General features: G+C 37.2%; 28 protein-coding genes and 2 pseudogenes. 7 read left to right on the top strand and 23 right to left on the bottom strand.

The features are described from left to right. Window position 1: 1 nt before the first annotated feature. From JN080_RS25685 to JN080_RS25675, 3 genes are all read left to right on the top strand, one after another. Window positions 2–1099 (top strand): GerAB/ArcD/ProY family transporter, encoded by a 1098-nt coding sequence (locus JN080_RS25685; protein WP_256238812.1) that lies wholly within the window; start codon window positions 2–4, stop codon window positions 1097–1099. Next, window positions 1096–2229 carry a Ger(x)C family spore germination protein gene (locus JN080_RS25680; RefSeq protein WP_256238811.1) on the top strand — a complete coding sequence of 378 codons (1134 nt, stop codon included), beginning with the start codon at window positions 1096–1098 and terminating at the stop codon, window positions 2227–2229. The genes JN080_RS25685 and JN080_RS25680 overlap by 4 nt, the downstream gene beginning before the upstream one ends. An 89-nt stretch (window positions 2230–2318) precedes the next feature. Then, window positions 2319–2588 (top strand): hypothetical protein, encoded by a 270-nt coding sequence (locus JN080_RS25675; protein ID WP_256238810.1) that lies wholly within the window; start codon window positions 2319–2321, stop codon window positions 2586–2588. Between the two features lie 631 nt (window positions 2589–3219). On the opposite strand, the gene JN080_RS25670 is transcribed toward JN080_RS25675, so the two are convergent. The 3 genes and pseudogenes from JN080_RS25670 to JN080_RS25660 all read right to left on the bottom strand — a co-directional run. Continuing rightward, window positions 3220–3837 (bottom strand): acetate uptake transporter, encoded by a 618-nt coding sequence (locus tag JN080_RS25670; RefSeq protein WP_256238809.1) that lies wholly within the window; start codon window positions 3835–3837, stop codon window positions 3220–3222. A 22-nt stretch (window positions 3838–3859) separates the two neighbouring features. Next, entirely contained in the window at window positions 3860–4120 is a 261-nt protein-coding gene (locus JN080_RS25665; RefSeq protein WP_256238808.1) for a hypothetical protein, read from the bottom strand. Between the two features lie 104 nt (window positions 4121–4224). Then, a pseudogene (locus JN080_RS25660) lies at window positions 4225–4780 on the bottom strand (transposase); the annotation flags it as partial. 325 nt (window positions 4781–5105) lie between these two features. On the opposite strand from JN080_RS25660, the gene JN080_RS25655 reads away from it, so the two are divergent. Beyond that, complete coding sequence (locus JN080_RS25655) at window positions 5106–6056, top strand: urea transporter (protein ID WP_256238807.1); 951 nt, start codon at window positions 5106–5108, stop codon at window positions 6054–6056. Window positions 6057–6098: 42 nt separating this feature from the next. Here JN080_RS25655 and JN080_RS25650 read toward each other — a convergent pair whose 3' ends face one another. The 20 genes from JN080_RS25650 to JN080_RS25555 form a co-directional block, all read right to left on the bottom strand. After that, window positions 6099–6311: a hypothetical protein gene (locus JN080_RS25650; protein WP_256238806.1), complete on the bottom strand. Its 213-nt coding sequence runs from the start codon at window positions 6309–6311 to the stop codon at window positions 6099–6101. 337 nt (window positions 6312–6648) lie between these two features. Continuing rightward, a complete protein-coding gene (locus tag JN080_RS25645) occupies window positions 6649–6783 on the bottom strand; it encodes a hypothetical protein (RefSeq protein WP_256238805.1) in 135 nt (44 codons plus the stop codon). Window positions 6784–6927: 144 nt separating this feature from the next. Further along, the gene (locus tag JN080_RS25640; protein WP_256238804.1) at window positions 6928–7752 is read right to left on the bottom strand and encodes an urease accessory protein UreD; all 825 of its coding nucleotides are present in this window, start codon (window positions 7750–7752) and stop codon (window positions 6928–6930) included. A gap of 1 nt (window position 7753) precedes the next feature. Then, window positions 7754–8365, bottom strand: coding sequence for an urease accessory protein UreG (gene ureG / locus JN080_RS25635; protein ID WP_256238803.1), 612 nt, complete (start codon window positions 8363–8365; stop codon window positions 7754–7756). Between the two features lie 22 nt (window positions 8366–8387). Beyond that, entirely contained in the window at window positions 8388–9071 is a 684-nt protein-coding gene (locus JN080_RS25630; protein WP_256238802.1) for an urease accessory protein UreF, read from the bottom strand. Next, window positions 9064–9519, bottom strand: a complete 456-nt coding sequence (gene ureE, locus JN080_RS25625) for an urease accessory protein UreE (RefSeq protein ID WP_256238801.1) — start codon at window positions 9517–9519, stop codon at window positions 9064–9066. The genes JN080_RS25630 and ureE (JN080_RS25625) overlap by 8 nt, the downstream gene beginning before the upstream one ends. A 10-nt stretch (window positions 9520–9529) precedes the next feature. Continuing rightward, window positions 9530–11242: an urease subunit alpha gene (gene ureC, locus JN080_RS25620; RefSeq protein WP_256238800.1), complete on the bottom strand. Its 1713-nt coding sequence runs from the start codon at window positions 11240–11242 to the stop codon at window positions 9530–9532. Beyond that, complete coding sequence (gene ureB / locus JN080_RS25615) at window positions 11239–11562, bottom strand: urease subunit beta (RefSeq protein WP_256238816.1); 324 nt, start codon at window positions 11560–11562, stop codon at window positions 11239–11241. The genes ureC (JN080_RS25620) and ureB overlap by 4 nt, the downstream gene beginning before the upstream one ends. 33 nt (window positions 11563–11595) lie before the next feature. Then, window positions 11596–11898 carry an urease subunit gamma gene (locus JN080_RS25610; RefSeq protein ID WP_256238799.1) on the bottom strand — a complete coding sequence of 101 codons (303 nt, stop codon included), beginning with the start codon at window positions 11896–11898 and terminating at the stop codon, window positions 11596–11598. A 302-nt stretch (window positions 11899–12200) separates the two neighbouring features. After that, on the bottom strand, window positions 12201–12803 hold the full coding sequence (locus JN080_RS25605) for a PadR family transcriptional regulator (RefSeq protein WP_256238798.1): 603 nt from the start codon (window positions 12801–12803) through the stop codon (window positions 12201–12203). A 336-nt stretch (window positions 12804–13139) separates the two neighbouring features. Continuing rightward, window positions 13140–14159 (bottom strand): HoxN/HupN/NixA family nickel/cobalt transporter, encoded by a 1020-nt coding sequence (locus tag JN080_RS25600; protein WP_256238797.1) that lies wholly within the window; start codon window positions 14157–14159, stop codon window positions 13140–13142. 82 nt (window positions 14160–14241) lie between these two features. Next, complete coding sequence (gene nikR / locus JN080_RS25595) at window positions 14242–14658, bottom strand: nickel-responsive transcriptional regulator NikR (protein WP_256238796.1); 417 nt, start codon at window positions 14656–14658, stop codon at window positions 14242–14244. A gap of 491 nt (window positions 14659–15149) precedes the next feature. Then, the gene (locus tag JN080_RS25590) at window positions 15150–15974 is read right to left on the bottom strand and encodes an urease accessory protein UreD (protein WP_256238795.1); all 825 of its coding nucleotides are present in this window, start codon (window positions 15972–15974) and stop codon (window positions 15150–15152) included. A gap of 1 nt (window position 15975) precedes the next feature. Beyond that, window positions 15976–16587 (bottom strand): urease accessory protein UreG, encoded by a 612-nt coding sequence (gene ureG, locus JN080_RS25585; protein WP_256238794.1) that lies wholly within the window; start codon window positions 16585–16587, stop codon window positions 15976–15978. A gap of 97 nt (window positions 16588–16684) precedes the next feature. After that, window positions 16685–17371 (bottom strand): urease accessory protein UreF, encoded by a 687-nt coding sequence (locus JN080_RS25580; RefSeq protein ID WP_256238793.1) that lies wholly within the window; start codon window positions 17369–17371, stop codon window positions 16685–16687. Continuing rightward, on the bottom strand, window positions 17364–17819 hold the full coding sequence (gene ureE / locus JN080_RS25575; protein WP_256238792.1) for an urease accessory protein UreE: 456 nt from the start codon (window positions 17817–17819) through the stop codon (window positions 17364–17366). The genes JN080_RS25580 and ureE (JN080_RS25575) overlap by 8 nt, the downstream gene beginning before the upstream one ends. 91 nt (window positions 17820–17910) lie before the next feature. Further along, window positions 17911–18516, bottom strand: a complete 606-nt coding sequence (locus tag JN080_RS25570) for an acetate uptake transporter (RefSeq protein WP_256238791.1) — start codon at window positions 18514–18516, stop codon at window positions 17911–17913. Window positions 18517–18824: 308 nt separating this feature from the next. After that, window positions 18825–20537: an urease subunit alpha gene (gene ureC / locus JN080_RS25565; protein ID WP_256238790.1), complete on the bottom strand. Its 1713-nt coding sequence runs from the start codon at window positions 20535–20537 to the stop codon at window positions 18825–18827. Then, window positions 20534–20857 carry an urease subunit beta gene (locus tag JN080_RS25560; RefSeq protein ID WP_256238788.1) on the bottom strand — a complete coding sequence of 108 codons (324 nt, stop codon included), beginning with the start codon at window positions 20855–20857 and terminating at the stop codon, window positions 20534–20536. Before JN080_RS25560 ends, ureC (JN080_RS25565) begins: the two co-directional genes overlap by 4 nt. A gap of 22 nt (window positions 20858–20879) precedes the next feature. Beyond that, the gene (locus JN080_RS25555; RefSeq protein WP_256238787.1) at window positions 20880–21182 is read right to left on the bottom strand and encodes an urease subunit gamma; all 303 of its coding nucleotides are present in this window, start codon (window positions 21180–21182) and stop codon (window positions 20880–20882) included. Between the two features lie 390 nt (window positions 21183–21572). Here JN080_RS25555 and JN080_RS25550 point away from each other — a divergent pair, with 390 nt between their 5' ends. The 3 genes and pseudogenes from JN080_RS25550 to JN080_RS25545 all read left to right on the top strand — a co-directional run bounded on the left by JN080_RS25550 (window position 21573) and on the right by JN080_RS25545 (window position 23576). Then, window positions 21573–22517 carry an urea transporter gene (locus JN080_RS25550; protein WP_256238786.1) on the top strand — a complete coding sequence of 315 codons (945 nt, stop codon included), beginning with the start codon at window positions 21573–21575 and terminating at the stop codon, window positions 22515–22517. Window positions 22518–22715: 198 nt separating this feature from the next. After that, window positions 22716–22990, top strand: a pseudogene (locus JN080_RS30185) (IS4 family transposase); the annotation flags it as partial. A 16-nt stretch (window positions 22991–23006) separates the two neighbouring features. Next, window positions 23007–23576 carry a HoxN/HupN/NixA family nickel/cobalt transporter gene (locus tag JN080_RS25545; RefSeq protein WP_375141769.1) on the top strand — a complete coding sequence of 190 codons (570 nt, stop codon included), beginning with the start codon at window positions 23007–23009 and terminating at the stop codon, window positions 23574–23576. Window positions 23577–23760: the final 184 nt, after the last annotated feature.

The raw sequence follows: 23760 nt of genomic DNA, 5'->3' as shown, positions 1-23760 counted from the left end.
AATGAATCGCTATTTTTATTACTTAACCTTAGTAACGATGATTGTCAATATGGTGGGTTCTGTTCCGAAAATATTGTTTAAAACAAAAGATTTTGGCACCATCACTTCCATTCTGATTGCCATTGCGATCGGGATTTTATTCATCTATTGGATCACGAGCTTTTTTAATCAATTCCCTGGCGTCGGATTCCCAGAATTATTGAAAAATCATATGCCTAAATGGATTTCTACTTTTCTTCTTTTCTGTTTTGGTTTGATGTGGTTTTTCGTCGGTTTAGAGACATTTATTTCAAATACCTTTTTAATGAAAAGATTTTTAACCACACAAACCCCAATTTTTTGGATTGCAGTGCTCCTTTTGTTTTTTGTTTCTTTTGGGGTGTTATTATCAACAAAAAGTGTCTTATATACCGTGGAAATTATCTTACTATTGAATTTGCCATTGTTTGTTCTCGTCATTGTTGAATTATACGCTAATGAAAATTTAAAATGGGATTTCATAAGGAAGGCATGGATGTATCTTTATCATCAACCAAACTACTCGTCCTTTTCTGCCGCCATATTTGTTTTCTTAGGTTTGTTCAATCTCTCTATCTTTAATCGTGAATTCAATAACAAACAACATCATACACCTTTACAGCTCTTGCTTTTTTGTGTATTAGGGGCAGGTTTGTTATTGACCACTTATTTTATCCCAATTGGATATAATGGATTTGATAATATTAATTTCATTACGTATCCATGGATTTTAACGGCGGATTCCATCAAAGTGGGTTTTGCTTTTATTGAACGAGTCATGTTTGTCTTTTTAATTGTGTATCAATCGATAGCCTTTTTAGGCCTTATCATTAGTTGGCATGTGGGATTAGAATTTCTTAAAAGTTTAGGTTCCATTCGGCAACTTAATCGGGGTGGCTATGACCTAACCCCCTATTTATTTCTGCTTCTTTTTTGGATTATTAGTCTATGGACCTCTGTCCATTTTTCGGAATATCATATCATGTTATATGCAGGCTATTTATTTAAGATGATGCCTCCTTTTTGTTTTATTTTTCTATTCGTTTGTTGGTATATTCACAGAAGGGTTAAAACATCATGAGTTCCTTCGTAAAGAAAAAGAATATATTATTGGTCCTATTATTTTTGTTCGTCACCCCCCTTTTGAGCGTAGGTTGTGGATTTAAAGATATTGATAAACGTATATTTATTATTGGAGTTGGTCTAGATAAGAATGACTCCAGGGGAAAACCCTATCGAATTACACTAAAGTTGGCTGTCCTTTTAGGCAGTACGAAAAACTCCCCAAAGCCGGAATATACTTATTTGACAAGGGAGTCCAAAACCGTTGCTGGGGGTGTCCAGTTATTAAAATCCCATATCGATAAAGAATTAGACTTTGGCCATTCGAAAGTAATTGTCTTTGGCGAAAAAATATTAGAGGAGGACATGCGTGTATTATCAGACTTTTTTTTAAGAAGACGAGATTTGCAACAAATATCATGGGTTTCAGTTGGAAGCCCATCCGCTGAAGCCGTATTAAAATCAAAACCATCTGCTGAAGTATCCGGTGCAAACGTGTTATTTAACCTATTCTCTGGCGTTGGAACCAATAGTTCCAATACGGTTTCAACTTATCTTTTTGACTTTAGAAGACAACTAATAGAAGATGGGATTGATGCGGTTTTGCCAATCATTGAAACGGACAAGAAGAGAAAAACAATGATTGTGAATAAATCAATTGTTTTCAAAGATAGAAAGGGGAAAGTAGAACTAAACCCCGATCAGTCGGAAATATATAATATCCTAACGAGCAAAATGGATACAATCAATCTGATCATCCCCATTCCGAACAAAAAAAACGAGGTGTTTTCCGCGTTTATGGAGAAAACTAATACGAAATATTGGATCGAGCCTTTATCAAATCATGAATATGTGTTAAAGATGAACGTAAAAATGGCCGGCATTGTGGAGGAATCAAAAATACGTCTTTCCCAATTCAAATTGAATCAATATAATAAACTTGCAGGCAAAGAGGCTAAAAAGCGGATTCTTACCTTCTTATCGGACATGCACAAGAACGGAGTGGATCCCATTGGTTTTGGTTTACGCTATCAAGCTACACACCTTGATAATCAGAATAGGGCGAATGAATGGAATCAGATTTATCCTAATCTTAAATTTGATGTATCTGTCAAGGTTGATATAAAGGATGTTGGAACAACTGAATAAAATCATTACTTTTTATCAGTCTGTAGTGCTGTTCCCCTAAAATAAATTTGTAGATTTCACTTCGGAAGAAAAAGTGTTGGAGCAAATAAATGAACATTAACATCCAAATATTCTATACAAGCGATTTAGATTCAAAAATCAAGCAAAGTGCTTCTTTTCCAGTCAATACTTATCAATTTAAACATGATCCACACAAAGAAGCTGCACGAGTCACATTCGAATGGTGGAAGCTTATTAAAAAGAATATGTCCTATCGTGTGATATTGAAAGAAGTGATTTATAATAGTGAGTATGATATCACTGAGTTGGTAAAACAGTTGGATGATACACCTATACCGGATATTGATTTGCCCTTCTAATGAAGTACTTTAGATCACTTTTTCATTCAAAGTAACATAGGCTTTCACTTGCACAAAGGTTGACACATAAGTTACATAAAGATATTTAAGTATTAAAAGCTCGCGCATGGCGAGCTAATTTTATTAGTAAAAACAATAAAAAATAGACTGCTGAAGCAGTCTGCTTTTTTCAATTCTTGTTGCTCTTTAGATGGAATACGGAGAGAGTTCCCACAGTTAACCAGACCATAAAAATCCGCGTACATTACGTTCAAAATGTACGCCTTTTTGGTGAAAATTAAACATCTTATACACATTAAACTCGTACACCATTACTAATTGATTCACAAGAATCACTCCTTTGTTATTGATATCCAAAGAGTAATTCAAAAATAAAAAAAGGTGAGATCACCAAAATTCATTTTTCCAGCCCCATCTTTGTTTCAAAAATTGCTTTTTTGGCTTCTAAAATCAAATCTAAGCCTTAAATTTGCTTCCAAAATTCATTTTTATATACTTTTTTTTAATTTTAATAACCTTAATAAGTTTCAACATACATGATATAGCATAAATGAAAAAGGTGAGACATTGGACTAACCAATACTCACCTTTGTTTTGAATGATAGACTTGTAAGGTCCTTTCTAGACAGTTTTATTTCACAAAAACTCCAAATGGTTTTCCTAATGGCAGCAAAGCTTTATTGAAGCATGTATTGATCAGGACGGCTCCTGCACAATAGAAAGAAAGCACACCCACTAACAATTCGGCTACGGCAGCAATTCCATAGGATGCACTCGACATGATATGAAAGGCACCTAAAAAGTCTCCAAGGAATTCAATATCAAGTAAGAGTATAATGAAGAACAGAACTTTATTTGTTTCCATGGCGGCAATTGTCACGAAAATACTAAAAATTAAATAACCCAAATCTACCATACCTAATAGTCTTTCGTCCCCGCTTGCCTGAAGAGCTGAGCCTAAAATTCCCGACTGAGCCAACAATATGAATGCATGAGAGATCCAAAAAGCTCCGTATAATCCCCATACTGTTGTCCCAAATATACTGTTATTCCTTGCATCCAGACGTGCAGCAAATAATTGCGCTATGCCGCCCAGGAAAAATACCCAAGGCACCATAAAAGCAATTCCTTGTGCTAATCCCAGTTCACTGGTTGCTTCTATAAGTGCTACGATTGCAAGAGTGAACAAACCCAAAGCTGTTGGATCTGCTGTTGTTATTTTTATCTGTCTTTGACTTTCATTTTCCACTATTATCCTCCTTAAACATACTTTAATGTTTATGTGATATAAAGGTTGTTATTTTATTCCGTATATTGAAAAAATGATGTTTTTCGACTTCTTCTTTTTCCATATTTTCAATATTTGTTACGGTATGTTCAACTAGCCCAATGTAAATTTTTTTTGGAATGGAGTAAACACCGTTAATGGATATAATATTCCCATTAGATTCTTCAATGTAAAATGCCCTTTTCGCGGTTTTTATTTCATTAAATACACCTCGATAGTAATATGTAAGTTTAAATGATCCCATTCCATATTGTCCCCTCTTTTAATGTTTTCCTAATTGAGTTAATTTCATAATTACTTTTTTTAATTATTAATCTGACCGAATTTTCAAGGCTTTTTTTAAAAAAATTAAGAAATTTTCATTTTTTTCATTTGTTTGTTGATTCGATCTACAGCCAATTTTGTTGCGTTGTACACAAGAGTAATTAAATCAAAATGAACTTTTACCTTTTTGCCAGTTCGGTATCGAACATTTTTTAATTGGAAGAACTCTTTTAAATAAGCATTCACTAAGTTTTTTCAAAGCTTCAGAACCTCGTTCTGGAGCTGTATATCTTCGAATATCGGTATCAATCTTCACCTTATGGACCTTTTAGCATAGAAAACCATTGGATAATAGGCAGGTTTCACACTCTTTTGGTCTTACGTACTTCGTACTTCAACAAGCGATACTTTTCATTATAACTTTCGTATCGATAAGGATGTTTTCTCACACATGTCGGGGCAAAATGCTCATCAAAGCCAATGGACTTCACATTCATTGCGCTTATTATAGGCGATGATTCCATAAGACAGTAACGAATGGGTAGAGAAGGAAGCCTTTCCTGGATCTCTTTAGGAGAGGATTGGCTGTTTTTCCATCGTTCAAACTAGCAGAAGTCATATGGATTGTAAAAATATACTGTTTGATTATTTTTTTATATCTGGACTTTTCTTTTTTTAATCTTCAGCCAGTTTCACATGCTTTGAATACTGAAATATACCTGAAAACAACCAAGGTACAGCTTTTGGAATGTAATTTTATCCGAGAAGTCGGAGCGATGTTCTCCTCTGTTGTTTTAGGTGTACTCCGTGACAGTAAGAAAGGTGGGGCCGCCACTTATTTTTATTGGTAAATTAAATTTTCCCAATATAAGGTGTACAAAATATAGCAGAGTATGTATCAGATATCTCGAATCGGGTAAATTACACAAGTAAATATAACATTCTTCTAATAAAGTTAAATTGGAGTGATTACTATCCAAAAAATAAAACGAAATGCCGTAAATAAATCAAGCTTTGCATGGTTGATAACATCCTCTCTAAAAGGTATTTCGCAAGTTATACTAATTGAAAATGCTGTAACAGGCTTCATTATTCTAGTCGCTATTTTGATTTCATCTATAGCTTTAGGCATCATTACCCTATTATCAGCCATCATCGGAACCTTAATTGCAAAAATAGGAGGAGCAGATCTAGATAGTATTAACCAGGGATTATATGGGTACAACTCCGTGTTAACCGGAATGGCGCTTTCATTGTTTTTAAGCGGTGATGATCGCTGGGTCATTGCCTTAATTGGTGCAGCGATTGCAGCGATATTTTCAGCAATGTTTATTCATTTAATGAAGAACACTGGGCTGCCTGTGCTTACGTTTCCATACATTATCCTTACATGGTCACTGCTGCTGACTTCTTATCGGTTGACCGCATTTAAGTTAAGCCCTGCACTTGTACCGCAGTCACTAACCAAGTGGAAGCTAAATATTGAGGGAGAAACAGATTGGTTTGATGGAAGTATGAATGGAATCGGACAAGTTTTTTTCCTTGATAATAACTTATCTGCTATTTTAATTTTTATCGCAATCTTTTGGGCAGGGTGGAAATTTGGTGTTTATGCCATCATTGGAAATGCCGCAGGTCTAGTATCATCCTATCTTCATGGGGGTGAACATAGTTTAATTTTCATGGGACTTTACGGTTACAATGCCATTTTAACCATAATCGCTGTATCCATTGTCTTTAAAGAAAATCAGCGTTTTGCCCTCTTATCTGGTATTATTGCGGCTTGTTTAACTGTTCCGATTACGGCTAGTGTTGATACTTGGCTTTTGCCATACGGCCTTCCCGCGCTGACAATGCCTTTTGTTTTGTGTTCATGGCTTTTTCTCGGTGCGAGGAAAGTTCTCACATCACTTTGATAAAAGAAACATCCCGCAACTTGTTTGCGGGATGTTTCTTTTTTATTGGATATCATTCATCATATTAAAAACTTGTGATTCAACAGCATTAAGATTTTCTTCTTCAATCTTTTGCTTTGGATGCGGATTATACCAATGAATCTTTCCATCATGTATAAGACCCTTATACTGATCACCTTGGATATTCAAAGAAAATTCATGCCGCTCATGTACCCGGCCCTCAAATCTTTTATTTACTTCAAAATTCTCAAACATCAGTAACCCTCCCTATTTTTATTTCCTTATAAGTTTTCCCACTATCACGATAAAGTATAATGTTTATTTTGGGAATTCACCGTACTCATTGTAAGCAAAACCATTGTAGGACTTCCTGCAAGTCCATGGATAAGCCCAACAATTAAAGATTTTAAGTAGGATACATTTTTATTTGTCTGATATGGCGTGAAGAGAGTTCTTCCGATTGATCACTGAAAAATGATGTGAATGATTTCTAACTTTACAGAAAAAAATACTGGTGATCCCAAGATAAACCAGCGTTATTCCTACTAAAAAGTCTAATGACAGTGACCACTTTACCGATAAATCATAATATTTAAAAAACAACGCTAATAATAACAAGAGTAGCCGTGTACCCAATCCCCCAATAAATCCCGGTAAGTGATGCGTGTGATAACTTCTTACTTTGACTGACGACAGTAGAAACAGCTATCACATGTTCCGGTTCCATCCATGCTTAATTCCTAACAAAAATCCCATAGTTTTAACTGAAATAACGTAATTTCCATAAATATTCCTCCCCTAAAACCCCTGCTCTAATATAGAAAAACCTGGTAATCGCGTTGATTACCAGATATTGTAACATTTGTAACCTTTAATATTTTCTTAAAAAGCAAAGACCGGTACTAAACCATTCCTTCCTAATTATATAAAGGCAATCCGCAAATATTCTCTCTATTACTTGTGTGGAATTTGCTAATACACGGATCGTAAACCCCGGTTTTGACAAAAGTGAAATACCCACCTTAAAGGAGGCTGAATGTTCATTTATTGCATGAAACAGCCGGTCAAGAAGAGTACTGTCCGTTTGTTCCCCTACGACAATCATTGAGCCTAAATGTGAAAACCCCTCCATAAACCCTAATCCTCCAATATTTTGAACACCAGGTTTCAATTTAATATGGTCATAGGCAGCCAGTTCATCATCAATGTAGATCTCATTCAGCAATTGAACACTTTCATAACTAAAACGATCCCCATCCGGTGACCAGCCTGGTGTCACAATATCTGTATAAATAAATGTCGTGTTTTTTTCCATACGAATAACATTTCTTTGTTTATATCTTGCGTCACGGTAGGCAATAAGCGGATCGGGTAAATATTCAAGAAAACTTCCTTCTTTAAGAATGATTTCAGTTTCTTGATAGACATGATTATTTGGCGTTTTATAGACTTTCGTGGCTGATTGCGTTGTTAAGGTTAGCTTGGCCTGTTTTTCCAAAGAGATTTGCATTTTGTAACGATCCCCATCTAAATAACCCCCGCCAGGATTCAATAGATAGTAACAAGCTTGGCCGCTATTATCGTGATAAATCGGCCTCATTACCTTAAAAGCCCCATGGAAGAACACATTTTTTGCAACTGTTTTCCCCTTACGTTCTTCAGCCGCTAATCTTAGTTGACCTGTCCAGCCGCCCATTTTAAGCTAATCCCTCTAAAAAAGCATTTTGTTTAAGCCAATCAACGACATCCCCTAGCCCATCGTTTTTCTTAAGATTGGTAAACACAAAAGGTTTGTCACCGCGGAAAACTTTTGTATCTGATTCCATTACATCAAGGGATGCCCCGACAAATGGCGCTAAATCCGTTTTATTAATGATAAACAAATCAGACTTAATCATGCCCTGTCCGCCTTTTCGGGGAATTTTCTCCCCTTGAGCTACATCAATGATATAGATGGAGAAATCAACTAATTCCGGACTAAATGTGGCTGCAAGATTATCCCCGCCACTTTCGATAAAAATTAATTGAACATCCGGGTGCTTTTCCTTTAGTTCATCAATCGCAGCGAAATTCATGGAGGCATCTTCTCGAATAGCTGTATGCGGGCAACCCCCAGTTTCAACACCGATGATTCGATCTGCAGGTAATACACCATTTTGCATGAGGAATTTTGCATCCTCTTTTGTATAAATATCATTTGTGACAACCGCCATGCTTAATTTGTCATTCAGGTGCCTGGTTAACTTTTCCACCAGCATGGTTTTTCCTGCCCCTACAGGTCCTCCAACACCAATTTTAATAACGCTCATAAAAAAACTCCCTTTCAATTATTTAAGACATAAAGATTCGTATATTTACCCGTTCATGTTTCATTTGTGATAGTTCTAATCCAGGAGAAACAATACCGAAATCCCCTTCATCAAGTTGTTGTATTTTCTCCGCCGACAACACTAGTTCACTTTGGAAATCATGGATAATTTTCTGTCCAGCAGTCTGCCCTAACGGGATGGCCCTTACGGCATTTTGAACAAGATTTAAAACAACGGAGTACAAATAAGATAAAATCGCTTCCGGTTTCGATATTTCAAGATCATGCGCAATCATAGTAAACACAATTGCAGGGTGCCCAAAAGATTGTTTTGCATGAATCCTCTTTCTGTAAATGGAGAGAATGGGAACATCATATAAATTTTCAACTAGACTTAACATTCTATCTCCCATTCTTTGGGTGCCTTCTCTTGTCTCCCGAGGAAGATTTTGGACAGTTAACATTCGGTCCAGCTTCCATACTTTTAGATAATCTTCTTCTTCCAATGCTTGATAAACTAAATGACAAGCAAGCCCATCTGAATAGATGAGCTGTTCATTTAAATAAACATGGAGCCACTGCTTGAAGGTATCCGGATTTTGAACAATATTTTCTTGTATATAACTCTCAAGTCCATAGGAATGGCTAAAAGCCCCTGTTGGAAAATTCGAATCACATAACTGAAATAAGGAGAGAATCTTATTCATGGCTGTGACCTATATGACGAAATGCCTGCTTTACCTTGCGATCTTCACGTGTAAAAGGAATATCCAGCTCCTTTACTAACTCTTCAACAAGATAATCATATTGAACCATCATTTCGTCATTCTCAAACTGGGCCGGAAGATGACGATTTCCCAGCTGATGGGCAATAGTGCCCATTTCGTTTAAACTCCGCGGTCTAATCACCAATAAATCATCTTCCATCACATCAATGACAATTATATTTCGATCATCCATATACAAAACATCACCCGAAGTTAAATCACGCGGCTCTTTCAAGCGGATTCCAATTTCCCTGCCGTGGTCTGTTTTAACCCTTTGAATCCGCTTTACCAAGAGGGAACTCTCAAGGTAAACCTTTTCAATATGACGATTAATGATTTCTTCCTTTTCCATACTTTCGATATTTGCTTCAATTCTTTCAACGATCAATTTCGTCACCTCAAAATAAGAAATATCTTTGTCCCATCGGTACTTTGTCTACCGGATCACATGTGATGAGTTCACCATTTACCCTTACCTCGTACGTTTGCGGATCAACAGTAAGCTCAGGTGTTTCAGAGTTAAGCTTCATGTCTTTTTTCGTTAGTTTACGGATTCCCTGGACTGGAAGGATTGTTTTTTCTAATCCAAGTTTTTCAGGCACTTTATTTTCGACAGCTGCTTGGGAAAGAAATGTAATCGAACTTTTTGATAGAGCCTTTCCATATGCTGCATACATTGGACGGCATATAACCGGCTGCGGAGTTGGAATAGATGCATTAGCATCACCCATCATGCCGCATACAATGAATCCGCTCTTTAACACCAATTCCGGCTTCACACCAAAAAATGCAGGATTCCAGATAACAAGATCCGCAACTTTTCCAACTTCCACAGAGCCAACATATTCAGAAACCCCATGTGTAATCGCAGGGTTTATTGTATATTTAGCTACATATCGCTTCACTCGATTATTATCGGAGAGTTTGCTGTCTCCTTGCATGGATCCCCTTTGCTTTTTCATTTTGTCTGCTACTTGCCAGGTACGAATAATTACCTCTCCAATTCGTCCCATGGCCTGCGCATCCGAACTTGTCATACTGAAAACCCCCATATCCTGAAGGATATCTTCAGCTGCAATCGTTTCTTTTCGAATCCGGGAATCAGCGAAAGCAATATCTTCCGGTACTGAAGGGTTTAAATGATGACAGACCATCAGCATATCTAAATGTTCGTCTACCGTATTTACAGTATATGGCAATGTTGGATTGGTGGATGAAGGAAGAACATTCGCATAACTGGCCGATTTAATTAAATCCGGAGCATGTCCTCCTCCTGCACCTTCTGTATGGTACATATGAATGACCCGGTCCTTAATCGCTGCCATCGTGTTTTCAACAAATCCGCCTTCATTCAACGTGTCCGCATGAAGTGCTACTTGAACATCATATTGATCAGCAACGCGTAAGGCATGGTCAATTGCTGAAGCCGTTGCACCCCAATCTTCATGAACTTTTAATCCAATTGCTCCCGCGCGTACTTGTTCTGCCAAAGGCTCTTCTGCTGCTGCCTGTCCTTTACCGGTGAACCCGACATTGATCGGCAGCCCCTCTGCCGCCTCAAGCATTCGATGAATATTCCATTCACCCGGAGCAACGGTCGTTGCTCTTGACCCAGCAGTAGGCCCAGTGCCTCCGCCAATGACAGTAGTGAGGCCAGCAGAAAGAGCTGTATCAACTTGCTCAGGATTTATGAAATGTACATGGGTATCAAGACCGCCAGCCGTGACAATCATTCCTTCACCGGCAATGATGTCAGTTGAAGCCCCAATGATAATATCTACCCCATCCATAACCAAAGGATTGCCGCTTTTTCCAATCCCGGAAATTTTTCCATCGCGGATCCCGATATCGGCTTTATAAATTCCTGTATAGTCAAGAATGACCGCATTTGTAATGACAACGTCTGGAATTCCATCCCCTCTGGTTACTAGAGGATGCTGTCCCATTCCATCCCGTATGACTTTACCTCCTCCGAAGACAACTTCATCACCATAAGTTGTAAGATCCTTTTCTATTTGAATAAATAAATCGGTATCCGCTAAGCGGATGGAATCACCTATAGTAGGTCCATACATTTCAGCGTATTGCTTCCTGGTCATTTTAAAACTCATGGATGACAACCTCCTTCCACAGATCCGTCTGTTTTATTATTAAAGCCGTAAACCTTTTGTTCCCCTGCATAACAAACTAATTCCACTTCTTTTTCATCACCTGGTTCAAATCGAACTGCGGAACCTGCGGGAACATTTAAACGTTTTCCAAAAGCTTCATCACGATTAAACTTCAATGCCTCATTTACTTCAAAAAAATGAAAGTGGGAACCGACTTGGACCGGACGATCCCCTGTATTCATTACATTAAGTTTTAAAGTTGATCTGCCTTCATTAATAATAATCGGTTCCTCTTTTAAAAATAATTGTCCTGGCTCCATTCCTGTCTCCATTTTTGTTTCCCTCCTATGGCTTTATCTAATTGGATCATGTACAGTTACCAGCTTCGTTCCATCCGGAAATGTTGCCTCTACTTGGATATCATCAATAATCTCCGGAATACCTTCCATAACATCTTCTCTTTTTAAAATGGTTGCGCCATATTCCATCAATTCCGCCACGGTTTTACCGTCCCGGGCACCTTCCAAAACCTCATAAGTGATATACGCTACTGCTTCGGGATAATTCAATTTCAATCCTCTGTCTTTCCTTTTTTTAGCAAGATCAGCTGCTACCACGATCATGAGCTTGTCAATCTCGCGCGGTAATAATTGCATCGTAAAGCCTCCTTATTCAATCAATCCAAGTTAATTTCTGGTAAATCAAAATAAACACACTTTAATAAAGTTACCTATCCCAAAAAATTTAAACTCTGTTTAAAAACTTTTCTTAAAAAAAGACCATCATTACCGATCACAAAACGGACGCCATAAGTAAGAGAGTCGGATTTGGTTATTATTGATGATTTGATGTAAATGGCACAACGAAAAATTTGATTGTATATAAAAGATTTTTCCTATTGATAAAAAGCCTTTACTCTAGATGAGTAAAGGCTTTTTGGACGAGTTTCTATATATCGTCAGAGACTTAATACAACTTTTTCGACTATTTTGCTACTGATGCATAAAATAGGGATACTTAAGTGTTTATTCTTAATTAGATCCAGAACCCATTGACACCATGTCTTTTCTTCCTTTGCTAATCTAATTCTTCGATTAAATAAGATATACCTTCCAAAGTTTTTTGACATAGGATCTGGTACTTTGTTTTTTTCGATCTTTTCAATTTTTTTTGATAGTCTGTTCATGGTTTCTTCTAACATGGAAATTCGCTCATGAATTAATTTAATGGAATTTTCCTTCTCCGCTAACCTAATTGAATAGATCTTTATAAGAAATTCATCCCGACTAATAGAATCAGAAGGGGATTGGGCAATCCACTTTTCTAAAACTTCTTTTCCTTTTTCCGTAATGGAAAAAATCTTTTTATTAGGTTTTCCCGATTGCTCTACATGCTCATAGTCAAGGAGTTTTTGCTGTTCCATTTTGGCTAATAACGGATATATTTGACTATGCTTTGCCGGCCATATTACCTCAAGATACTTTGCTAACTCGTATCCGGAACAAGGCTTTCTACTGACAGCACCGAGAATCGCATATCCAAGAGTATTGATCGTATTCACCTCCACTTTTAAATAGTGGCAATTCCAATGTTCTCAGATGCCACATTTAATTATGTAATAGATATCTAGTTAATACCATTAAAACTGAGATTTAGTTGCTATGATCATTGCATACAATCTAGGTGGAGAAACCGTGTTGCACTTTTATCAGGCTTAATTGCAGCTTGTTTAACAGTACCTATAGCAGCGGGTCTTTAGCACATTGCCTTTACCATATGGTCTTCCAGCCTTAACCATGCTGTTTTTTCTTTACTCATGGATGTTCTTAGGTACGAGGAAAGTTCTACCTAATAGTCTTTGAATAGGAAGAGTAAACATCACTCTTCCTTATCTAAATCATGTATGATCCGATCCCCAACGCTTTTCAAGCTTCATGAATCTCCAGATGCCATAGGAGATACCCCATGACAAGGCAAATAACAATATTAAGGCGTATCCCAGCCACCCAAAATCTAACCTTTGAATCCAACTCCAAAATCCATGATTCAAACCGAGTTTTTCACTTAGGACTTGTGTTAATTCGATCATTCCGATTATTAAAGCTGCAGATACTGAAATAGCTGTGATCGTCATATTATAGTAGACTTTTCGAAGAGGTGTAGCAAATGCCCAATGGTAAGCTCTCATCATAAAAATTCCATCTGCAGTATCCATCATACTCATTCCTGCGGCAAATAAGACGGGCAAAGATAATATTCCTAAAAACGGAATGGAAGTTTGGGCCGCACTTGCTGAAATTGCCAATAAAGCTACCTCACTTGCCGTATCAAATCCTAATCCAAATAAGAACCCGAGAGGATATACATGCCAACTTTGATTCACTAATTTGTACAGGGGCTTCATAAATCTCCCCATCAATCCACGAGAAAGAAGAAGATGCTCAACATGTTCTTTATCATATGTACTGTTACGCATCTGTTGAAATACCTTATACAAATCCTTTAATATCAGAAGATTGAGTATTCCTATAAGCAATAAGAAGCTACCCGATACAATCATTCCAATAAGTCCACCTACTTCTTGAAGTTGGGGAAGTTCCTTATGTGCCCATTGAACCGCAATAGCTGTTATAATCGCCATAACAAAAACGACACTTGAATGTCCAATAGAGAAGTAAAAACCGACTCCCGACGGATTTTTATCTTGTTGCATTAGTTTACGAACTGTATTATCAATGGCAGCAATGTGGTCCACATCAAAAGCATGTCGCAATCCCAATGTATATGCGACAAAACCCATGCCTAAAAGAACGGGACTAGTCTTCCACCCAACATACAATAAAGCGAATCCAATAAGGTGTAAAACAGCTACTATAATTAAATAAGGTAACCCTGTACCCTTTCTTAATTTGTTCAAACCAACCTTCTCCTTTTTTATTCATAAAACACCGTGCTACGAATCCGTTAATTCGTAGCACGTGTATTGTAAAAAACTCCATTTATTCCTTAACTGGAGCTACAGTAAATTTTCCATACTTCACACCTTTTAAAGAGATCATCTTGTCGCTTAATTGACGTAATTCTTTTGCTCTTCCCTTCACTACAATTAGCTCCAGACAATTATGATGATCGAGATGAAAATGCGTGGTTGCTAAGATTTCATCATGCATTTGATGTTGAATAGCAGTTAATTCATGGAGCAAATCTCCTTGATGATGGTCATAAAAGATAAGAATACTCCCTGCAACCATTTGTTCATCGTTTTTCCATGACTCCTTTACCAAGGCAGCCCGCACTAAATCACGAACCGCTTCCGATCGATTTTCGTAACCCTTAATTTTTACCAATTCATCAAACTTTTTTAATAATTGTTCATCCATAGATACACCGAAACGTTTTAATATTGAATCGTCCATTGCGGAATCACCTTCATATTGTCTAATTAAACCATCTACTTAGATTGTGTTACAAAATCCAATCGAGTGGAACACGACATATAATGATAGTGTCAATTTTCTAGATCGGAGTAACTCCCCAAACTCTTGTTAGAGGTACCACTTCGTTTATCGAAATTGCTATTATGATGGGTTTTAATCAGTTCCTAAACCTAATACTATTCTATAAAATCCTGTATAAAAAAATTCATTTATCTTATCTTGTTGGTCCTATAACAAAAAGGTACTAAAAACCAAGCACCTTATGGCCATTGAATTTTTCTTTCCAATATCCTATGGTCATATCTTCAATCTCAACACCTGTATCGGTCTGTGCTCCTATGAATTTGCAATTCCCTATATATATATACCAACATGTCCATCTGAGAAAAATGAAACTATCACAAAAATTCCTCGTATTTACTTTTTTTAAGTAAAACCCAGCAACCATAAAAATTGCTGGGTTTTATCATTTAATATTTTCTTAAAAAACTAGGGGCTTTGTTATACCATTCCTGGCTAAGGATATTATGAAATTCAGAAAATATTTTTTCAATATTTTGTGTCTTATTTGCTAATACCCGAACGGTAAACCCTGGAATTGGCAATAACGATAAGCCTATTTTATATTCCTTTATCTGTTCAGGAACAGCTTGATATAACCGATTAAGAAGGTCAGAATCCGTTCTTTCGTCAACCACAATCATAGAGCCCAAATGGGAATACCCTTCCATTAACCCCAGATTATCCATATTTTGCAGAGCTGGGTTTAATTTTATATGATCATATACTGCAAGTTCATTGTCCATATAGATCTCATTAATGAGTTGAAGCGTATCATAGCTGAACTTTTCTCCATCAGGAGACCATCCAGGAGTAATGATATCTGAGTATAGGAGAGTACATCCTTTTTCCATATAGAATACATTTTTTTGTTTATATCGTGCATCTTTATACCCGATAAGCGGATCAGGAATATATTCGAGATAACTGCCATCCTTAAGAGTAAACTCAGCTTCCTGATAGGCATATTTATTAGGGGACTTATATATTTTCGTTGCTGATTGAGTTGTTAAAGTTAGTTTCGCTTGTTTCTCTAATGAAATCTTCATTTGATAGCGATCGCCGTCTAGATAGCCTCCGCCCGGGTTTAAAATATAATAACATGCCTGCCCGGAATCGTCATGATAAATAGGACGCATGACTTTGTAGGCCCCTTGAAAATACACGTCTTTTGCAACGGTCTTTCCATTTCGATCTTCCGCATTTAAACGTAAAATTCCAGTCCAGTCCTTCATTTTACTCCAATCCTTTTAATAGGGCATTTTTCTTAAGCCAGTCAATGACTTGATCAAGACCTTTATTGTCTTTTAAATTTGTAAAAACAAACGGTTTGTCTCCGCGGAAAATTTTTGTGTCAGATTCCATTACTTCCAGGCTTGCGCCAACATAAGGAGCTAAATCTGTTTTATTGATAATGAATAAATCAGATTTGATCATTCCTTGGCCGCCTTTACGCGGGATCTTTTCTCCTTGAGCAACGTCGATAATATAGATAGAAAAATCAACAAGTTCAGGGCTGAATGTAGCTGCCAGGTTATCCCCGCCGCTTTCAACAAAAATAAGTTCAACATCTGGATGCTTCTCTTTTAATTCATCAATTGCTGCAAAGTTCATGGAAGCATCTTCACGTATTGCGGTATGAGGGCATCCGCCTGTTTCTACACCTATGATGCGATCGGCAGGAAGCACCCCATTTTTCATTAAGAATTTTGCATCCTCTTTTGTATAGATATCATTTGTTACAACGGCCATACTAATTTCATCTTGCAGGTGACGAGTTAACTTTTCAACCAACATTGTTTTACCTGCACCAACAGGTCCTCCTACACCAATTTTAATTGGTTCCATAACGAAAACTACCTCTTTTCTTTTTATTAGACTTTGTTAAACTTGGTTGTTGATTTCCGTTTTAAAAATCAACATTGGCCTTTAACACAGCCTGTTATTAAGACATAAAAATACGAACATTCACTCGTTCATGCTTCATTTGAGATAATTCTAGACCAGGAGAAACAATCCCAAAATCTTCTTCTTCTAAACTTTGAATTTTTTCTGTTGCTTCTATTAAATCACTCTGAAATTCGTGAATCGTTTTTTGACCAGCCGTTTGCCCTAAAGGAATAGCCCGTACCGAATTTTGAACAAGACTTGCGACTGTAGAATACAAATAATATAGAGTGGTTGTTGGTTTTTGCACTCCCAGATCATGACCTACAATCGTAAAAACAATCGCTGGATGACCAAATGATTGTTTTTTATTTATACGCTCCCGATATTTAGAAAGAATAGGTATATCATAGAGAGATTCAGCAAGATATAACATCCGGTCCCCTATTCTTTTCGTGCCTTCTCTCGTTTCACGAGGCAAATTTTGAACAGTCAGCATGCGGTCTAATTTCCACACTTTTTCTAAGTCTTCCTTCTCTAATGCTTCATATACAAGGCGGGAAGCAAGCCCATCTGAATAAATGAGCTGCTCAAATACATACGCATGAAGCCATTGCAGGAAGGATGCTTGATCATGGACTTTATTTTCTTGAATATAGCTCTCAAGACCATATGAATGACTAAATGCTCCTGTTGGGAAATTTGAATCGCATAGTTGGAATAAAGACAGAATTTTATTATTCATGGCTATGTCCTATATGGCGAAATGCCTTTTTTACCTTTCTGTCTTCACGTTTGTATGGAATCTGCAGGTCTTGAAGTAATTCCTCAACAAGATAATCATACTGAACAAGCATGTCGTTCTCTTCAAATTGGGCTGGCAGGTGACGATTCCCTAATTGATGGGCGATCGTTCCCATTTCTTTTAAACTGCGTGGCTGAATGACTAATAAATCATCGGATAGGACGTCTATCACGATGAGATTTTTGTCATCCATATATAGAACATCACCGGCAACAAGGTCACGCGGTTCTTTTAAACGTATACCAATTTCGTTACCATGGTCTGTTGTTACTCGTTGAATCCTTTTTACTAAATTCGCGCTTTCCAGATAGACTTTTTCAATATGACGTTTTTCAAGGTCTTCTTTTTCCATATTTCCTATATTCGTCACGATTCGTTCTACTATCAATTTCTTCACCTCAGAGTAGGAAGTATTGGTCCATACTAACCAATGCTTCCCTTTTATTGAATGATAGACTGTATAGTCATTTCAGACCGTTTTATTTCACAAAAACCCCAAATGGTTTTCCTAATGGCAGCAAAGCTTTATTGAAGCATGTGTTGATCAGGACGGCTCCTGCACAATAGAAAGAAAGCACACCAACTAACAATTCGGCTACGGCAGCAATTCCATAGGATGCACTCGACATGATATGAAAGGCACCTAAAAAGTCTCCTAGGAATTCAATATCAAGTAAGAGTATAATGAAGAACAAGACTTTATTTGTTTCCATGGCGGCAATTGTCACGAAAATAGTAAAAATTAAATAACCCAAATCTACCATACCTAATAGTCTTTCGTCCCCGCTTGCCTGAAGAGCTGAGCCTAAAATTCCCGACTGAGCCAACAATATGAATGCATGAGAGATCCAAAAAGCTCCGTATAAGCCCCATACTGTTGTCCCAAATATACTGTTATTCCTTGCATCCAATCTTGCAGCAAATAATTGCGCTATGCCGCCCAGGAAAAATACCCAAGGTACCATAAAAGCAATTCCTTGTGCTAATCCCAGTTCACTGGTTGCTTCTATAAGTGCTACGATTGCAAGACTAAACAAACCCAAAGATGTTGGATCTGCAGTTGTGATTTTTATCTGATTTTCCATTTTTATCCTTCTTTTCCACTATTTTATTTGTTACGATGTGTTCTACTATCAATATCTTCACCTCAGAGTAGGAAGCAGCATTGGTTTATATTAACCAATGCTCTCCTTTTATTGAATGATAGACTTGTAAAGTCATTTCTAAACTGTGTTATTTTAATCCTAGATTCTACAAGTGCTACGATTTTGAGGCTAGAAAAATCCAAAGATATTGGATCTGCTATTTTTATTTCTATCTAATTTTCTACAATTTTCCTTACTTTCCCATATGTTATTTGTTACGATTTTTTCTGTCATCAAAATCTTCACCTCTAGAATAGGAAGTACCGTTGTCCCATCGGAACCTTGTCAACAGGGTCACATGTAATTAATTCCCCATTTACTCTTACTTCATACGTTTGTGGATCAACCGTAATTTCAGGAGTTTCAGAATTTAACTTCATATCTTTTTTCGTTAATTTCCGAATGCCGTGAACCGGAAGAATCATTTTTTGCAATCCAAGCTTTTCGTGTACTTTCTCATCGAAAGCAGCTTGAGAAATAAAGGTAATACAAGTGCTAGAAAGAGCTTTTCCAAGCTGTCCATACATTGGACGAGAAATAACTGGCTGCGGTGTTGGAATAGACGCGTTCGCATCTCCCATCATCCCTTCTACAGCAAAGCCGCTTTTAAGAACCATTTCAGGCTTAACACCGAAGAATGCTGGATTCCAAATAACAAGGTCAGCAATTTTCCCTACTTCAATGGAGCCGACATATTCGGAAATACCGTGAGTAATCGCAGGATTGATTGTATATTTTGCCACATAACGTTTCGCACGGTTATTATCAGAAAGCTCGCGATCGCCTTCCAATAGACCTCTTTGTTTTTTCATTTTATCGGCTGTTTGCCATGTACGTAGAATGACTTCCCCAACCCGTCCCATTGCTTGAGCATCGGAGCTAACCATACTGAATACACCCATATCTTGAAGAATATCTTCAGCAGCAATGGTTTCTTTTCTAATACGTGAATCAGCAAAAGCAAGATCTTCAGGGATGGATGGGTTCAAATGGTGACACACCATCAACATATCTAAATGCTCGTCTACCGTATTCACTGTATATGGCAGAGTTGGATTCGTAGATGATGGAAGAACATTCATATAACCGGCTGATTTAATTAAATCCGGAGCGTGTCCGCCACCTGCACCTTCTGTATGGTACATATGAATCACACGATCTTTAAGAGCGGCCATCGTATTTTCCATAAATCCGGCTTCATTTAAGGTATCAGCATGCAAGGCAACCTGTACATCATACTCTTCTGCCACACTTAATGCATGGTCAATAGCTGAAGGTGTTGCGCCCCAGTCTTCATGAACTTTTAGCCCAATTGCACCAGCACGTACTTGTTCAATAAGGGGTTCTTTCGAAGCCGCTTGTCCTTTTCCTGTAAATCCAATATTGATTGGCATTCCTTCAGCTGCCTCAAGCATGCGGTGAATATGCCATTCACCTGGCGTAACCGTTGTCGCCTTTGATCCTGCAGCTGGACCTGTTCCGCCTCCTATTAGAGTAGTAAGTCCTGCAGCTAACGCAGTTCGAACCTGTTCTGGATTAATATGGTGAACGTGAGTATCAATTCCTCCAGCTGTTACAATCATTCCTTCACCAGCAATAATTTCCGTACTAGCACCAATGACAATATCGACATTGTCCATGATTAATGGGTTACCAGCTTTTCCGATTCCAGCAATTTTCCCATCACGGATCGCGATGTCCGCTTTGTAAATTCCCGTATAATCGAGAATAATGGCATTTGTAATGACAACATCTGGTACTCCTTCAGCACGTGTAGCAAGTGGGTTTTGCCCCATACCATCACGAATAACCTTTCCGCCGCCAAACACAACTTCTTCACCATATGTTGTATAGTCTTTCTCAATTTGAATCACTAAATCTGTATCCGCTAAACGAATAGAATCCCCTGTAGTTGGGCCATACATTTGAGCGTATTGTTTTCTTGGCATTTTGAAACTCATTTGTTTTCCCCTCTTTCTAATGATCCGTCCACTTTATTGTTAAATCCATACACACGGCGTTCCCCAGCATAAGGTACTAGTTCGACTTCTTTTTCATCGCCAGGTTCAAAACGAACAGCCGCTCCTGCTGGAATGTTTAGTCGTTTTCCGTATGCTTCTTCTCTATTAAATTGAAGGGCTTCATTTACTTCATAAAAATGATAGTGTGATCCTACTTGAACCGGACGGTCCCCTGTGTTGATTACAGTTAATTTGGAAACTGTTCTTCCGACATTACAAATAATGTCTTCTTCTTTTAAAAATAATTCTCCCGGAATCATTTCAATAACCTCCTGTTGATTTTTATTTGATTGGATTATGCACAGTTACAAGCTTTGTTCCATCAGGGAAAGTAGCTTCAACTTGAATATCATTAATCATTTCCGGAATACCTTCCATTACGTCCTCTCTCGATAGAATGGTGGTTCCATATTCCATCAATTGTGCAACTGTTTTCCCATCCCGTGCCCCCTCCAGCACCTCATAGGTGATAATGGCAACTGCTTCAGGATAATTTAACTTTAATCCCCTTTCCTTTCTTCGCTTTGCAAGATCTGCTGCCACTACAATCATAAGCTTGTCAATCTCACGCGGTACTAATTGCATAGTAAAACCTCCTTTTGTTTTTTTGATAAATAATAAAAAAGCCCCCCCATAAAAGGATGGACAATTCTATACATTTAAAAGGAACCAAAGCATTTGCTCTTCTGATCACTCTTAACTAATTAATAAAAATCTATAAAAATTTTATTTTTTCTGTCTGACACAAAAAAATCTCTAACAGTCAAACTCTGTTAGAAATAATAAAATTTATACATATGAAAGTTTTGGTTATGTAGATTTTTGATTAATTTTAAGATTGACTAAAGGAAATGTAATTGATTGCCTATAAGTAATACTATATCATAATACTAGTATATAACAAGAGTTATATATATATTTTTTTATATATATACTAAATTAATAGAAATTTAATATTTGCAAAGGAGATTTATTATGGAAACAAAGAAACGAAGTTTATTAAATAAAGGTGGGTTTTTCCCTTTATTATCGGCATCTCTCAAAGGTATCTCTCAAGTAATCCTGATTGAAAATGCCATCGCCGGTCTTCTAATACTTATAGCAATAACCATTTCTTCCTATTATTTAGGTATAATTTCTATATCTTCTGCAATTATCGGCACTTTAGTCGGGAAATTTGGAGGCGCAGATGAAAAAAGTATCAATCAGGGTTTATTAGGGTATAACTCCGTGTTAACAGGAATGGCACTAGCGTTATTCTTAAGTGGACCTTATATGTGGATTGTTGCTTTAGCCGGGGCAGCAATAGCTGCAATTTTTACAGCAACCATGATGCACTTTATGAAAAATACGGAGATTCCGATTCTTACATTTCCCTTTATAATCCTGACATGGTTTATACTGCTTTCTACCTACAGATTAAAAAGTATTAAGTTAAGTTCTGCATTAGTACCGCAAGATTTAACACACTGGAACCTAAATATAGCAGGAGACATCGATTGGCCGGATGGAATATTTCATGGAATAGGACAAGTATTTTTCCTGGATAATACAATGTCTGGAATTTTAATATTTATTGCTGTATTTTTTGCAGGAAGAAAACTAGGATTTTATGCAATCATTGGAAATCTGGTTTCTGTGATCGTTGCATACTTTCTAGGTGGAGAACATTCTTTAATCGTACTAGGGCTTTATGGATATAACGCGATTTTAACGATGATAGCCGTATCTGCAGTTTTTAAGAGTGAACATAATCGTTTTGCACTTTTATCAGGTATAATTGCAGCTTGTTTAACAGTACCTATTGCAGCGGGTCTCAGCATATGGCTTTTGCCATATGGGCTTCCAGCCTTAACAATGCCGTTTGTTCTTTGTTCATGGATGTTCCTAGGCGCGAGGAAGGTTCTACCTAAAATGTAGATATTTATACCTATTGTCTAATCTTCTTTAGCTTGCCCACTGGAAAGGTGTGTGTAGCCCACTTGCTGGAAGAGTAGTATACTTGTTCTTTAGAAGTAGAGTAAGAAACCAATATCAAAAAAGTTGACCCTAAAAGGTGTTACAAATGACTTTTGGGAGTCAGCTTTTTTCTTTTTCCCTCCACCTACTTACCAAAAAGGGAAAAAAGGAATTCTGCTTTCTATTCACACAACAATAGCAAACTGAGTGTATATAAAAGTTACATTTGTTCAAAGCAGGAATAAATTGAGGATGGCTGGCAATTCTCACCGATTGTACTCTTTCTTAACAAGAAATAATACGGATCTTTGGAATGCACTGGTACATCGAGGTCCTCTTAAAAACAACCAAAACTTTATTACGCCTACAAAAGGAGTTCTAGGGCATCGCATATGATTAACTTATTTAGCCACACAATCATTGTCTTTATTCGGTAATTTGTGGAATACGTTGATTCTTTTTGTCTTTTTGCTTATACTTCATGTTGAGCTCTTTTTGTTTATTGGTGCGAAAGATCATCCTCTACTACTTGGAATGGCATTTCTTGCTTATACTCTTGGACTAAGACATGCTTTTGATGCCGATCACATTGCAGCAATCGATAATATTGTTAGGAAATTAGTTCAGCAAAAGAAAAATCCAGTAGGGGTCGGATTCTTTTTCTCCCTAGGGCACTCAAGTGTTGTGTTTATTATGGCTATTCTCCTTTCAATATCAGTTCAATGGGCGAAAAGAGAATTACCACAATGGCAAGAGATGGGCAGCACAATTGGAACAGTAGTTTCTGGGTGCTTTTTATTATTGATTGGTCTTCTGAATGCTGTTATTCTCTTTGATTTGCAAAAAACATTTTTGAAAATGCGTAAAGGGTCATATAACGAAGAGGAAATAGAAGAACTTTTACTTAATCGCGGTTTCCTGGCTCGCTTCGCTAGACCTCTATTCCAGTTAGTCAATAAAAGCTGGCATGTTTATCCGAGGGCACTGAAAATCTGCCGATTTTCGGATTTTTCTAGATAACCACTTAAGAACGTTGGAATCGTACAATATAAATATAATTATTCTAAAAAACAATTAAAAAGCATCCTATAACTAAGAATTATAGGATGCTTTCTTAGGTTCAAAAGTTATAATCGGTTCTATATAGTTTTTATCAAGTCGTTAACCTTGGATTCAACTTTTTGAAGCTCATCATTTTCAAGCT

This window comes from Bacillus sp. EB600, from assembly GCF_024494385.1.
GTDB lineage: Bacteria > Bacillota > Bacilli > Bacillales > Cytobacillaceae > JAEVLT01.
Note: the sequence above shows the minus strand (reverse complement) of the source record. Positions and strands in the feature narration are given on the sequence as shown.